This window comes from Seohaeicola sp. 4SK31 (genome assembly GCF_028802875.1).
Lineage (GTDB): Bacteria > Pseudomonadota > Alphaproteobacteria > Rhodobacterales > Rhodobacteraceae > Seohaeicola.
In genome coordinates this window covers 205675-220459 of record NZ_JARAMP010000001.1, presented here as the reverse complement: position 1 = coordinate 220459, position 14785 = coordinate 205675, and the positions used below count along the sequence as shown (strand labels likewise).

General features: G+C 64.1%; 11 protein-coding genes. 5 read left to right on the top strand and 6 right to left on the bottom strand.

Going from position 1 to position 14785, the window contains the following annotated elements; translation table 11 throughout:
• Positions 1-11 precede the first annotated feature (11 nt).
• Complete coding sequence (locus PVW27_RS01075; RefSeq protein WP_274554666.1) at positions 12-875, bottom strand: LysR family transcriptional regulator; 864 nt, start codon at positions 873-875, stop codon at positions 12-14.
• Between the two features lie 105 nt (positions 876-980).
• Here PVW27_RS01075 and PVW27_RS01070 point away from each other — a divergent pair, with 105 nt between their 5' ends.
• From PVW27_RS01070 to PVW27_RS01050, 5 genes are read left to right on the top strand one after another with little or no spacing between them, the layout of a single operon-like run.
• A complete protein-coding gene (locus PVW27_RS01070) occupies positions 981-3407 on the top strand; it encodes a GcvT family protein (protein WP_274554665.1) in 2427 nt (808 codons plus the stop codon).
• Positions 3404-4294 carry a homocysteine S-methyltransferase family protein gene (locus PVW27_RS01065; protein WP_274554664.1) on the top strand — a complete coding sequence of 297 codons (891 nt, stop codon included), beginning with the start codon at positions 3404-3406 and terminating at the stop codon, positions 4292-4294. The genes PVW27_RS01070 and PVW27_RS01065 overlap by 4 nt, the downstream gene beginning before the upstream one ends.
• Positions 4294-6738 carry a GcvT family protein gene (locus tag PVW27_RS01060; RefSeq protein ID WP_274554663.1) on the top strand — a complete coding sequence of 815 codons (2445 nt, stop codon included), beginning with the start codon at positions 4294-4296 and terminating at the stop codon, positions 6736-6738. The genes PVW27_RS01065 and PVW27_RS01060 overlap by 1 nt, the downstream gene beginning before the upstream one ends.
• The gene (locus tag PVW27_RS01055) at positions 6735-8315 is read left to right on the top strand and encodes a trimethylamine methyltransferase family protein (protein ID WP_274554662.1); all 1581 of its coding nucleotides are present in this window, start codon (positions 6735-6737) and stop codon (positions 8313-8315) included. Before PVW27_RS01060 ends, PVW27_RS01055 begins: the two co-directional genes overlap by 4 nt.
• The gene (locus PVW27_RS01050; protein WP_274554661.1) at positions 8312-9214 is read left to right on the top strand and encodes an NAD(P)-dependent oxidoreductase; all 903 of its coding nucleotides are present in this window, start codon (positions 8312-8314) and stop codon (positions 9212-9214) included. Before PVW27_RS01055 ends, PVW27_RS01050 begins: the two co-directional genes overlap by 4 nt.
• A gap of 107 nt (positions 9215-9321) precedes the next feature.
• On the opposite strand, the gene PVW27_RS01045 is transcribed toward PVW27_RS01050, so the two are convergent.
• From PVW27_RS01045 to rplT, 5 genes are all read right to left on the bottom strand, one after another.
• A complete protein-coding gene (locus PVW27_RS01045; RefSeq protein ID WP_274554660.1) occupies positions 9322-10308 on the bottom strand; it encodes a DUF6976 family protein in 987 nt (328 codons plus the stop codon).
• Between the two features lie 17 nt (positions 10309-10325).
• The gene (locus PVW27_RS01040; protein ID WP_274554659.1) at positions 10326-10532 is read right to left on the bottom strand and encodes a hypothetical protein; all 207 of its coding nucleotides are present in this window, start codon (positions 10530-10532) and stop codon (positions 10326-10328) included.
• A 209-nt stretch (positions 10533-10741) separates the two neighbouring features.
• On the bottom strand, positions 10742-13153 hold the full coding sequence (pheT, locus tag PVW27_RS01035) for a phenylalanine--tRNA ligase subunit beta (protein ID WP_274554658.1): 2412 nt from the start codon (positions 13151-13153) through the stop codon (positions 10742-10744).
• A 75-nt stretch (positions 13154-13228) separates the two neighbouring features.
• A complete protein-coding gene (gene pheS, locus PVW27_RS01030) occupies positions 13229-14302 on the bottom strand; it encodes a phenylalanine--tRNA ligase subunit alpha (RefSeq protein ID WP_274554657.1) in 1074 nt (357 codons plus the stop codon).
• 120 nt (positions 14303-14422) lie between these two features.
• Positions 14423-14785 (bottom strand): 50S ribosomal protein L20, encoded by a 363-nt coding sequence (gene rplT / locus PVW27_RS01025; RefSeq protein ID WP_230799531.1) that lies wholly within the window; start codon positions 14783-14785, stop codon positions 14423-14425.

Here is a 14785-nt window from a genome sequence, read left to right as displayed (position 1 = left end):
GTGCGGGTTTGTCATTTCTGCGCGGCGCGTCCGGCGAAATGCGCGCGCAGCAGCGTGACCAGTCGCCGTTGCAGCGGGCGATGCCGCTGCCGCAGGGGCAGGGCGGCGAACACCGGCTGCGGAATACGCGGCGCACCCGTCACCGCATGGGCCTGACCTGACGTGATCAATGCCTGCGCCGTATCCTCCAGCACATAACCCGCGCCATCCAGCGCAAGGATCAACCCCGTGACGGTCGCGTTCTGCCCGCTCGACACCGGCGCAGCCGTCAGTTGCGGCAACAACCCCGCATGGGCGGCGCTGAACGCGGGCGAGATATTGGCCCGCACATAGCGTTCACCGGGCAAACCGGACAAAGTGACGGGACAGGTCGAGATCATGCGATAGGACAACTCCCCCACCGTCTCGAAATGCAGGTCCGGCTGCGGCTTCGGCGTGAACAAAAGCGCCAGATCCAGCGCCCCGCTGACCAGATCGGCACACATCTGCGCGGAATAATCCGCCTCGATATAAAACGCCGCCTCCGGCAATGCGGCGCGGAACTGGCGCATCCAGTCGCCGATATGATGATCCGTCAGATCGCGCTGCAACCCGATCCGCAGGGTCATGGCGCGGCTGCCCGACCCGGCGGTATCCTGCAACGCCTCGGTCCAGCCTTGGCGCAGCGCCCGCGCATGCGGCTCGAATCGCAGCCCCTCGGTCGTCAGCCCCGTGCCCGCGCGGGACCGATGAAACAGCCGACACCCCAACGCCGTCTCCAGCGCCCGCACCCGCCCCGAAATGGTGGATTGTGTCACCCCCAACCGATCCGCCGTGCGGTTGAAGCTGCGCGTCTCGCACAGGTCCAGAAAGGTTTCCAGAAGCTCGGTTTGCATCATCGCACCTGATCGGTTTTTCCGATCAATAAACCCAAGTGCTGCGGATTGATAGAGGGCGTGCCCGCGCCGATAGTCGCTCTGACAGACGACAAGGAGCAGGGCATGGCAGAGTTTCCGACACAGGCGCGCGTGGTCATCATCGGTGGCGGCGTGGTGGGGACTTCCGCGCTCTATCATCTGGCCAAGGCGGGATGGACCGACTCGCTTTTGCTGGAGCGCAACGAGCTGACCGCAGGCTCCACATGGCATGCCGCAGGCAATGTGCCGACCTTTTCGTCCAGTTGGTCGATCATGAACATGCAGCGCTATTCCGCAGACCTCTATCGCCGCTTGGGGGCCGAGGTGGATTATCCGATGAACTACCATGTCACCGGATCGCTGCGTCTGGGCCATTCCCGCGAACGGATGCAGGAATTCGCCCGCGTCGTCGGCATGGGCCGCTATCAGGGGATGGAGCTTGACCTGCTTGGCCCCTCCGAGATGCGCGGCCGCTATCCTTTCCTCGAAACCCACGATCTGCAAGGCGCGCTCTATGATCCCAATGATGGCGACATCGACCCCGCGCAACTGACGCAGGCTTTGGCCAAAGGCGCGCGGCAGATGGGCGCGCGGATCGAACGCTTTTGCCCCGTCACCGCTGTCCGCCGCGAAGGCGACGAATGGGTGATCGTGACGCCGAAGGGCGAGGTGCGCTGCGAAAAGGTCGTGAACGCCGCAGGCTATTACGCCCGCGACGTGGGCGCGATGTTCGGCCGCGACGTGCCCATGATGGTGATGAGCCATCAATATCTTCTCTTCGACACGATCCCCGAACTCGCCGAATGGTCCGCCACACAGGGCGCGAAACTGCCCCTCCTGCGCGATGTGGACAGCAGCTACTACCTGCGGCAGGAAAAGAACGGCTTCAACCTCGGCCCCTACGAATCCAACTGCCGCGCCCATTGGATCACGCCTGACGATCCCATGCCCGAAGATTTCAGCTTCCAGCTTTTCCCCGACGATCTGGAGCGGCTGGAATGGCATATCGCCGATGCCATGGCCCGCGTGCCCCTGCTGGAAAAGGCCGCGCTGCAAAAGGTGATCAACGGCCCGATCCCCTATACCCCCGATGGCAACCCGCTCATCGGCCCCATGCCCGGCTTGCCCAATGCGTTCGAGGCGTGCGTGTTCACCTTCGGCATCTGCCAGGGCGGTGGCGCGGGCAAGGTTCTGGCCGAATGGGTGACCGAAGGCGGCACCGAATGGGACATGTGGTCCTGCGACCCCCGCCGCTTCACAGGGTTCGAGGATCGCGATTACTGCATCGCCAAGGGGATGGAGGTTTACGGCCATGAATACGGCATGCACTTCCCCCATGCCCGCTGGCCCGCAGGCGCCGACAAGAAACTCTCGGCCCTGCACTCCCGCCTGAAAGACGAAGGCGCGCAATTCGGCGCCTATAACGGCTGGGAACGCGCCAACTGGTTTGCCGCCCCCGGCGATGACATCAGCTGGGACGGCAGCCAGACATGGGACCGCGCCGGCCCATGGGCGCCTCGCGTCGCCGCCGAATGCGCCGCCGTGCGTGATACATGCGGCGTGCTGGCGATTTCCGGCTTCACCCGCCTGTCGGTCGAAGGGCCGGGCGCGCAGGACTACGTCAATTCCCTCACCGCCTCGCGCATCCCGCGCGTGGGCCGCGTGGGTCTGGCCTATTTCGCCGATACCAAAGGCCGGATCGTCACGGAAATGTCCGTGATCCCGCGCAGCGCAGATTGCACATGGCTGATCACCGCAGGTGTCGCGCAAAGCCACGACCGCGAATGGATCGCGCGCACAGCCCCGGATGGCATCACCGTCCATGACCGCTCGGATAAATACGACTGCCTTCTGGTCACCGGCCCCAAGGCCCGCGCCATCCTCGCTCCGCTCACCGATGCCGACCTCACCCTGCCATGGCTCTCGGCCCAGGACGCCACCGTCTGCGGCGTCGATTGCACCCTGATGCGTGTCTCCTTCGCAGGCGAACTGGGCTGGGAAGTGCATTGCCCCGCCGCCGACGCCCCTGTGATCTGGGACGCCGTGACCGCTGCGGGAGCCAAACCCTTCGGCATGTTCGCCCTCAACGCCCTTCGCATCGAAAAGGGCTACCGCGCGTGGAAGGGGGATCTCTCCACCGATTATACCCTGCTGCAAGGCGGGCTCGATCGCTTCATCGACTGGTCCAAGGACTTTCCCGGCAAAGCCGCCCTGCTGGCCGAACAACAGGCTGGCGTCACCAAACGTTTCGTGACCCTCACGGTCGCAGCAGGCGATCAGGACGCGCCCTATATGTCCACCCTCTGGCATGACGGGCAGGTCGTGGGCGAAACCACCAGCGGCGCGTGGGGCTACCGCGTCAACGCATCCCTCGCGCTGGGCATGTTGCGCGCCGATCTGGCCCAACCGGGCACCCTGTTGGAGGTTGAAATCTTTGGTAAGCGTTATCCCGCAACAGTGATGCCGGATGGCCCGATCTGGGACCCGGCCAATGAAAGGATACGCGCATGACCAAGATCACACTTCTCGACGGTGGCATGGGGCAGGAACTGGTCCACCGCTCCGGCGACCGGCCCACCCCGCTGTGGTCCACCCAAGTCATGGTCGATCATCCGGGTATCGTGCAGGCTGTGCATGCCGATTACTTCGCCGCAGGGGCCACCATCGCCACCACCAACAGCTATGCCGTGCACCACGACCGCCTTGCTGGCACCCCGTTGGAAGGGCAATTCGACGCCCTCATCGCACTCTCGCTCGCCGAAGCACAAGCCGCCCGCGCCGCCCATGGGTCAGGCCGCATCGCAGGCAGCATCGGCCCGCTGATCGCCAGCTACCGGCCCGATATCCACCCCGCCCATGATATCGCCGTTCCCCTCTATGCCGAGGTGGCCAATGCGCTGGCCAAAGGCTGCGACCTGATCATCTGCGAAACCGTCGCCAGCATCGCTCATGCCAAAGCCGCACTTGAGGGCGCAAGCCAATCCGGCAAACCTGTCTGGCTCTCGCTGACCGTGAATGACACCGACGGCACCCGCCTGCGCTCGGGCGAGGCACTCTCGGATGTCCTCGCCATCGCGGGTGACGCCGCCGCGATCCTCATCAACTGCTCCATGCCCGAGGCGATCCCCGCCGCTCTGGATATCCTCGCACAAGGCGACAAACCCTTCGGCGCCTATGCCAACGGCTTCACCAAGATCACCGAAGCCTTCCTTGCCCACAAACCCACCGTCGATGCCCTCTCGGCCCGGCAGGATTTGGGACCAGAGGCTTACGCCAAACACGCCATGGGCTGGATCGCCCAAGGGTCCACCATCGTCGGCGGCTGCTGCGAAGTTGGCCCCGCCCATATCACCGAACTGGCAGCCCAGATCCGCGCTGCGGGACATGAGGTTGTCTGATGTCTGATCTTCCCGCCCGCGCACAGGCTGTCATCATCGGGGGCGGGGTTTCCGGCTGCTCCGTTGCCTATCATCTGGCCAAGGCTGGCTGGACCGATATCATCCTGCTGGAGCGTAAACAGCTCACCTCCGGCACCACATGGCACGCGGCGGGCCTCATCGGGCAGCTACGCGGCAGCCAGAACATGACCCGCCTCGCGAAATATTCCGCCGATCTCTATGTCAAACTGGAAGCGGAAACGGGTGTCGCCACCGGCATGCGCCAGACCGGGTCCATCTCGGTCGCCCTCACCCCACACCGGCTCGAAGAACTCCGCCGTCAAGCCACGCTCGCCCGCGCCTTCGACGTGGACGTGGCCGAAATCTCCCCGGCCGAGATCAAAGCCATGTATCCTCACCTTGAGGTCGGCGACGTGCTGGGCGGCGTCCACCTGCCGCTGGATGGCCAATGCGACCCCGCCAATATCGCCATGGCGCTGGCCAAAGGCGCACGCATGCGCGGCGCGCGCATCGTGGAAGGCGTCAAGGTCACCCGCGTCACTGACAATGGCACCAGCGTCACAGGCGTCGATTGGGAAACGGCGGACGGCCGCGGCCATATCGCCGCCGATGTCGTCATCAACTGCGGCGGCATGTGGGGCCGCGATTTGGCCGCGCAATCCGGCGTCACCCTGCCGCTGCATGCCTGCGAACATTTCTACCTGCTCACCGAACCCGTCGAAGGCTTGGGCCGTCTGCCCGTCCTGCGCGTCCCCGACGAATGCGCCTATTACAAGGAGGACGCAGGCAAGATGATGCTGGGGGCCTTCGAGCCGAAAGCCAAACCCTGGGGCATGCAGGGCATATCCGAGGATTTCTGCTTCGACAGCCTGCCCGAGGATTTCGACCATTTCCAACCCATCCTCGAACACGCCATGCACCGCATGCCCCTGTTCCAGACGGCGGGGATCCACACTTTCTTCAACGGCCCCGAAAGCTTCACCCCCGATGACCGCTACTATCTGGGCGAGGCCCCGGAAAAACGTGGCTACTGGATTGCCGCAGGCTACAACTCCATCGGCATCGTCTCATCCGGCGGGGCAGGGATGGCGCTGGCCCATTGGATCACTGAGGGCGCGCCGCCCTTTGACCTGTGGGAAGTGGACATCCGCCGCGCCCAACCGTTCCAGCGCAACCGCCGCTACCTGCGCGAACGCGTGACCGAAACGCTGGGTCTGCTCTACGCCGATCACTACCCCTACCGCCAGGTTGAGACCGCGCGCGGTATCCGCCGCTCGCCCCTGCACCAACATCTGGCCGACCGTGGCGCTGTTTTTGGCGAAGTCGCTGGCTGGGAACGCGCCAACTGGTTCGCCAAACCGGGGCAGGAGCGGGAATACCGCTACGACTGGCACCGCCAGAACTGGTTCGACAACCAGCACGCCGAACACATGGCCATCCGCAACGGTGTCGGCCTGTTCGACATGACCAGCTTCGGCAAGATCCGGGTCGAAGGGCCGGGCGCACTCCCCTTCCTGCAACGCCTCTGCGCCAATCAGATGGACGTGCCCGCAGGCCGCATCGTCTATACCCAGATGCTCAACGACCGGGGCGGGATCGAATCCGATCTGACCGTCACGCGCCTGTCGGAAACCGCCTTCCTTCTGGTCGTGCCGGGGGCCACGCTGCAACGCGATCTGGCATGGCTGCGCCGCCATCTGGGGGATGACCTCGCCGTCATCACCGATATGACCGCATCCGAGGCCGTGCTCTGCCTCATGGGGCCAAAATCCCGCGACCTGATGGCCCGCGTCAGTCCCGATGACATGGGCAATATCGCCCATCCTTTCGGCACCGCGCGCGAGATCGAGATCGGCATGGGCCTCGCCCGCGCGCATCGCGTCTCCTATGTCGGCGAACTGGGGTGGGAGCTGTATGTCAGCACCGACCAAGCCGCCCATGTCTTCGAGGCGCTGGAGGAGGCAGGGGCCGACATGGGCCTTACCCTCTGCGGTCTGCACACGCTGGACAGTTGCCGGATCGAGAAAGCCTATCGCCACTGGGGCCATGACATCACGGACGAGGATCACGTGCTGGAAGCGGGCCTTGGTTTTGCCACCCGCACGGGCAAGGGCGATTTCATCGGCCGCGACGCGGTGCTGCGCAAACGCGAGGCGGGTCTGAACCGCCGCATGGTGCAACTGCTGCTGCAAGACCCCGAACCGATGCTCTTTCATAACGAGGCGCTGGTGCGCAACGGGCAGATCGTCTCCATCGTCACCTCCGCCAATTACGGCCACGCGCTCGGTGGCGCGGTCGGCATGGCCTATGTGCCTTGCGCGGGCGAAACCGCCGAACAGGTGCTGGCCTCCACCTATGAAATCGAAGTGGCGGGGCGGCGCTATGCCGCCAAAGCCTCGCTTGACCCGCTGTATGACCCCAAGGGCGAAAGGATGAAGGCATGACTGAGCTGATTGTCGAAGGCTGCGCACCCGAACGTGCAAAGCGATCCGCGCTGCGGTCAGGCGGGCGGGCCGCCCGTGTCGCCGCACGCGGCGCACCCTTGGCGGATAACATCCGCCCCGTGCGACCGGGCATGTCCGGCGGGCAATACAAACCCCTGACCGAGGCCGGGATGCAGCGCATCCATCAAGCCGCTCTCGACGCGCTGGAAACCATCGGTTTGGCCGACGCGCCCCCAAGCGGCGTGGAAATCATGACCCGCGCAGGTGCGATCCTCGGCACCGATGGCCGCCTGCGCTTCCCGCGTGCCTTGGTCGAGGATATGCTGGCCCTCGCCGCCCGCGACATCACCCTGTTTGGCCGCGATGCGAAACATGATCTGCACCTGTCGGGCAGCAAGGTCCATTTCGGCACGGCGGGGGCGGCTGTGCATATCGTCGATCTGGAAACCAACAGCTACCGCGACAGCACGGCGCAAGACCTCTACAATGCCGCGCGCCTGACCCATCATCTGGACAATGTGCATTTCTTCCAGCGCGCCATGGTCTGCCGCGATGTGCTCGACAATTTCCAGATGGATATCAACACGCTCTACGCCTGCTGCGCGGGCACCACGAAACATGTGGGCACGTCCTTCTCGGACCCCTCCCATGTGGAGGGCTGCTTTGACCTGCTGCACATGATCGCGGGCGGCGAAGACGCATGGCGCGCCCGCCCCTTCGTCAGCAACTCCAACTGCTTTGTCGTGCCGCCGATGAAATTCGCGACCGAAAGCTGCCAGACGATGGAGGCTTGCATCCGCGCGGGTATGCCCGTCCTGCTTCTGTCCGCTGGCCAAGCCGGGGCCACCGCCCCCGCCCCCATCGCGCTGGCCATCGTGCAGGCGGTCGCAGAATGTCTGGCGGGCGTGGTCTATGTCAACGCCATGGCACCGGGCCATCCGGCCATCTTCGGCACATGGCCCTTCGTGTCCGACCTGCGCACAGGCTCCATGTCCGGCGGCAGTGCCGAACAGGCGCTGCTGACCGCAGGCTGCGCCCAGATGCACCAGTTCTACCGCCTGCCGGGCGGTGCCGCCGCTGGCATCGCCGACAGCAAACTTCCCGACATGCAGGCGGGTTGGGAACAGGGCATCTCCAACGTCCTCGCGGGCCTCTCCGGCCTGAACATGGTCTATGAGGCGGTGGGGATGCATGCCTCCCTCCTTGGCTTCTGCCTTGAATCGCTGGTTCTGGGCGATGACATGCTGGGCCAGGTCATGCGCTGCGTGCGCGGCATCGACGTGACCGAGGACAGCGTGAGCATCGAAGCGATGCGCCAGGTCTGCCTCGAAGGTCCCGGCCATTATCTCGGCTCCTCCCAAACGCTGGCCCTGATGCAGACCGAATATATCTACCCCGAAATCGCCAACCGCATGAGCCCAAAGGAATGGGCCGAGGCGGATAAACCCGACCTGCTCCGCGTGGCCCGCGCCCGCATGGACCGTATCCTTGCGCACTCAGGTTCGCTGATAGACCCCGCCACCGACGCAGCCGTGCGCGCCAAGTTCCAGATCGCCTTTGACGGACGGCCAGCATGATGCGGCTGGGTTTCATCGGTCTGGGCAATCTGGGCGGTCATCTGGCGGCAAGCCTCCTGCGCGCAGGGTTCCCCGTCACGGTCCACGACCGCGACCGCAGCTTGGGCGACCGGCTTCTGACGATGGGGGCCACATGGGCGGACAACGCCGCCGATGTGGCCGCCGCGTCGGATACCGTTCTGACCTGCCTGCCATCCCCCGCCGTGTCCGAGGCGGTGCTGCACCAGATGCTGCCCGCCATGAAACCGGGCAACACATGGGTCGAGATGTCCACGCTGGGCCGCGACGACATCCTGCGACTGGCGGCCATCGCCGGGGCGCATGGTGTGCGGATGCTGGAATCCCCCGTCACCGGCGGCGTCCATCTGGCCGCGCGGGGCGAGATCACCGTGCTGGCCGGTGGCGACAAGGACGTGTTCGAGGCGCATCGCACGGCGCTGAAGGCGATGGGCAACCGCATCTTCCACATCGGCCCCTTGGGATCGGCGGCGGTCATCAAGGTCATCACCAATATGCTGGCCTTCATCCATCTGGTCGCCGATGGCGAGGCCTTGATGCTGGCCAAACGTGCAGGGCTGGACCTCAAGACCGCGTGGGAGGCGATCTCCGCCTCCTCCGGCACCTCCTTCGTGCATGAAACCGAAGGCCAACTGATCCTGAACGGCAGCTACGACATCGCCTTCAGCATGGATCTGGCGCTGAAAGATCTGGGCTTCGCCATGGGCTTTGGTCAGGAATTCGGCGTCCCGCTGGATCTGGCGGGGCAGGTGCAGCAAACTTTCGTCAAGGGCCGCGCCGCCTACGGCGGTCAGGCGCAATCCACGCAGATCGTGAAACTGCTGGAAGATGTGCTGGGCACGGACCTGCGGGCCGAAGGCTTTCCGGCTCGGTTGGAATGAGTATTTTTGGCAAGATGAAAGGCAGGACGCACAAGCCTTAGCCTGTGATCCAAAACCCTGTCGCGCAAAACCGGATGGAGGTTCTGCGCGACAGGATCAAGGCGACCTTAGGCCGCCTGCAATTCCAGCCGCACCAGCGTCTGGTTCAGCAGCATATAGGCAATCTCGCCAAAGGTGACCGGCCCTGTGAAAGACCCGGTCGCCTTTCCCTCAAGCTCGCCATACAGGTAGTTGAGGATGCAATTGCAGGAATACTGCCCCTCGCCCCCCACGCCCAATTGCCGCGAAAAGGCGGCGGCATAGTCATCCAGCGGCTTGGCAAAGCGATATTCCACGCCCTGCATCACAGGCGCGTAGAACGCGACCTCGCCGGACTCGTGATTGACGCTTTGAACTGAAACATTGATCAGCGCGCCCCCGTAATTGGCGATCAGCGGCAGACGTGTGTCGATGTCATTGTCGCGCAGATAGGCGGCAAGCGACATCTCGCGCCCGTCGATCAGGGCGGTCTTGGCCGCGAAACCGCTTTGCGGGAAACGGAACGCGGGGGCGGTCGCGTCATTCTGGGCGAAAATATTGACGATATCGACCTGCGGGACCAGTCCCTCGGACAGGGACAGATGCATCACGACCGCTTCCTCCCCGTAGGATCTGCCGCTGCGGCCATCAAAGACCTTGGGTACGACACGTCCGATATCGTCAAGATGCACGCCCGAGATCCAGCCGACCAGCGGTTGGTTGAAAAAGCCGGCGTAGCTGGGACCATCCACGGCAAAGACGGAATGGGCCCTGGAAAAGGCGGGGATCAGGATGATGGACAACCCGCCCGTCGCATAGCCCTGTGCGATCTGCGGCAATTCATCTGCCCCCAGAACGCGGATCTGCGCCACCGTCGCCTCGGGCAAGGTGGTGCAATACAGCTTGTCGCGGATCACCGCCCCGCCCGCTTCAGTGACGAAATAGACCGAGGTGCCGCCGATCCAGTTGCCGCGCGGCAGTTGCGCCAGAAGCGCCTCATCGCCCGCGATGGTCATCACGGCACCCGTGGCAATACGCGCCGCCGCAGCGTCGAGTGAAAGAAGTTCGTTTTTCATGAGAGTGTCCGTCCGGTTCAGATATGGGCGAGATCGTCGGCGGCGTAGCGATTGACGCGCACGAACTCCATCAATTCGGTGACCTTGGCATCGATCAGGGTCGGGTTGTTGCGGACCTCGATCCGAAGGCGGCCAAGAAGGATGCGTGTCGCCAGTGAGGCGCTGGAAATGTTGTCCTCTGACTGGATGAGTGTTTTCAGCTTGCTGGGGTTTGGAAGTGCCATAAGGGGTGATGACTTTCTTTTGGGTTTCGTTTCGCGCGTGACCCAACAGAATGAACGGCCTTGCAGCGGTCCCGTTTAACGGATGGTCGATTATGTCGCAGCCCGTCGGGATATGCTGGCGGCCATGACACCAAAACAAAAGCCTGCCGTGTTGCTGGACACGGCAGGCTTCGATGGTCTTTTGACAGGAACGCGGTTTCCCGTTTCCCTCAGCCGCGCAGCGCGCCCCCGGTGGCCTTGGTCACCTTTTCGATGATCTTTGCCCCCACGGCCTCGATCTCGGCTTCCTTCAGGGTCTTTTCCGTCGGCTGAAGCCGCACGGTGATGGCCACGGATTTCTTGCCCGCCCCCATCTGCGCCTCGGCCTTGGGTCCGGTGAACTCGTCAAAGACGCGGACCTGATCGACCAGCGCCTTGTCGGCCCCAAGCGCGGCATTGACGATGGTCAGCGCCTCGACGTGGCTCTCCACGACAAAGGCGAAGTCACGCTCCACCGCCTGCAGGTCACGCATCACCAAGGCGGGGCGCGTCGCACCCGTCTTGCGCGGCGCGGGGATGGCCGCGGGCCAGAGGGTAAAGGCCACGGCGGGCCCCTTCACATCCATCGCAGCCAGCACGCGTGGGTGCACTTCGCCGAACACCGCCAGCGGGTTCTTGGGGCCAAGGCTGATCACCCCATGACGACCCGGATGCCACCACGCCGCGCCATTGCGAAGGATCTGCACCCGCTCGGGCGCGCCAAGCGCGGCCAGAACCGCCTCGGCATCGGCCTTGGCGTCGAACACATCCACCGCCCGTGCGCTTCCATGCGGATCACGCGGGCCGGTGCGCCCGACCAGCAACCCGGCCACCTGCACCACCTGCTCGCCCGGTTCACCGCCGGTGAAGGCATGGCCCACCTCGAACAGCGCCAGATCCGCGAACCCGCGCGCCTGATTGCGCGCCGCCGCCTGCAACAATCCGGCCAGCAGATCGGGGCGCATATGGGACATGTCGGCGCTGATCGGATTGGCCAGCATCGTCGCATCCGTGCCACCACCGAACAGCGCGGCCGCCGCCTGATCAATGAAGCTGTAGCTGACGCATTCGTTATAGCCCAAGGCGGCAACGGTCCGCCGCGCGATCTGCTCGCGCCGCTGGCCCAGCGACAGGATCGGCTTGGGCACACCCACATCCGCGCGCGGCAGGGGTCGACCGACCAGCTTGGTCAGCGACGCGATCCGCGCCACTTCCTCGACCAGATCAGCCTCGCCCAGCACATCGGGACGCCAGCTTGGCACCTGCGCCATATTGCCTTCCAGCTTGAAGCCCAGCTTCGTCAGGGTCTGGCGCTGCTCGCTTTCGGGAATGTCCATACCCACCAGAGACTGCACCCGCGCGGGGTCCAGCTTGTAGGCGCGGGTGACATCGGGCACCTTGCCCGCCACCACAACCTCGGACGCCTCGCCGCCGCACAGATCAAGGATCATCTGCGTTGCCAGATCGACCGCTTCCATGTTGAAGGCCGGATCAATCCCCCGTTCATTGCGGTACCGCGCATCCGAGTTGATCTTGAGCGCGCGCCCCGTCATCGCGATCTGCACGCGGTCCCAGACGGCGGCTTCAAGGAACACATTCACCGTGTCATGGGTGCAGCCCGTCGCCAGACCGCCCATGATCCCCGCAATGCTTTCCACGCCATGATCGTCCGAGATCACGACCTGACCCGCATCGAAACGATAGGTCTTGTCGTCCAGACCGACCAGAGTCTCGCCGCCTGTCGTGCGGTGGATACGCAGGTTGCCTTTCACCTTGTCCGCATCGAACACATGCAGGGGACGGTTGCGGTCGAAGGTGAAGAAGTTGGTCACATCCACGAGGGCCGAGATCGGGCGCAACCCGATGGCGCGCAGTCGCGTCTGCAACCAGTCCGGGCTGGGTCCGTTCTTGACGCCACGGATCAGACGGCCCGCAAAGACCTCGCAGCCACCGACGCGCGTATCGTCATCAATGCTCACACCGATGGGGCAGGGGAAGCTGCCCCGGATCTCTGCCTCTTTCGCGGGCTTCAACGTGCCAAGGCCCCGCGCCGCCAGATCGCGCGCAACCCCGCGCACGCCCAAGGCATCGGGCCGGTTCGGCGTGATCGCAATCTCGATCACCGGATCGACCTTGGCCGGATCGTTCTTCGCCAGCCAGTCGATGAAGCGCTCACCCACCTCGCCTGAGGGGAGTTCGATGATCCCGTCATGCTCTTCGGACAGTTCCATCTCGCGCTCGGAACACATCATCCCGAAACTCTCGATCCCGCGAATCTTGCCCACGCCGATGGTGGTGTCGATGCCGGGCACATAGGTCCCCGGCTTGGCCACCACAACGGTGATCCCTTCCCGCGCATTGGGCGCCCCGCAGATGATCTGCGTCTCGCCTTCATCCGTCAGCACCTTGCACACGCGCAGCTTGTCGGCATCGGGATGCTTTTCCGCATGCACCACCTTGCCGATGGTGAAATCAGCCAGACGCGCGGCAGGGTTCTCGACGCCTTCGACCTCAAGCCCCAGATCGGTCAGCGCATAGGTGATCTCATCCACCGAAGCGGTGGTGTCGAGATGTTCCTTCAGCCAGGAGAGGGTGAATTTCATGATACTGTCCCGTCTCGTTTGGTGGGATATGCCCCACCCATGTCCTTGATGCGCCGGGTTTTTCCCGCGCGTTGGTTATCGCGAAAGGCCGCCATGCAGCGTAGGCTGATCCAAGGATGCAAAGCCGTAATGCCGCAGCCAGCGCAGGTCTGAATCGAAGAAGGCCCGCAGATCGGGGATGCCGTATTTCAGCATCGCGATCCGGTCGATCCCCATGCCAAAGGCGAAACCCTGCCACTCATTGGGATCAATCCCGCCCGCCTGCAAGACCTTGGGGTGCACCATGCCCGAGCCCAGAATCTCCAGCCAGTCATCGCCTTCGCCCACTTTCAGCGTGCCACCCTCCCACGAGCAGCGGATATCCACTTCCGCCGACGGCTCGGTGAAGGGGAAATGCGAGGCGCGGAAGCGCAGCTCGACATTGTCCACCTCGAAAAACGCCTTCACGAATTCCTCAAGGCACCATTTCAGGTTGGCCATGGAAATATCGCGGTCAATCGCCAGCCCCTCGACCTGATGGAACATCGGCGTATGGGTCTGGTCGTAATCGGCGCGATACACACCGCCGGGGCAGATGATGCGGATGGGCGCGCCATGCGCCTCCATCGACCGGATCTGCACCGGGCTGGTATGGGTCCGCAGCACATGCGGCGGGCGCGGATCATCCGCGGCGCGGTGCATGTAGAACGTGTCCATCTCGGCCCGCGCCGGGTGATGCGAGGGGATGTTCAGCGCGTCGAAATTATACCAGTCCGTGTCGATGCGCGGGCCTTCCGCGACCGAGAATCCCATATCCGCAAAGATCGCCGCCACTTCCTCGGACACCTGGCTGATCGGATGGATCGTCCCGGCCCGGCGCCCACGCCCCGGCAGGGTCACGTCCAGCCACTCGGCCCGCAACCGCTCATCCAGCGCGGCATCGCCCAGGGCGGCCTTCTTCGCGGCCAAGGCACTCGTGATCTCATCCTTCAGCGCATTCAGCGCGGGACCGGCCACCTGCCGCTCCTCCGGGCTCATCTGGCCCAGTTCGCGCATCTTCAGGCTCAACTCGCCCTTCTTGCCCAACGCGGCAAGGCGCACATCCTCGATGCTGGCCTCATCCCCGGCGCTTGCGATCAGATCAAGATATTTGCGTTTCAGATCGTCCATCACATGGCGTCCCTTGCTGTTGTGACCCACCCCGAAAGGCATGGCCCGTTCATGCAAGAAGCCGCAAGACCCTGACAGGTCCGCGGCTTCCTTATTCTGCAACTCCGAAGAGGGAGTGGCTTACGCGAGCGCGGCCTTCGCCTGTGTGACGATGGCCCCAAATGCTTCGGGCTCATGCACGGCCAGATCGGCCAGAACCTTGCGGTCCACTTCGATCCCGGCCAGCGCCAGACCGTTGATGAAACGCGAATAGGTCATGGTCTCATCGAAGGCACGCACACCGGCGTTGATCCGCTGGATCCACAGCGCGCGGAAATTCCGCTTGCGGTTATGCCGGTCGCGGGTTGCGTACTGGTTGGCTTTATCCACGGCCTGTGCGGCAACGCGGAAGGTATTCTTGCGACGACCATAATAGCCTTTGGCGGCTTTGATGATCTTCTTGTGACGGGCGTGGGTGACTACACCGCTTTTGACGCGAGACAT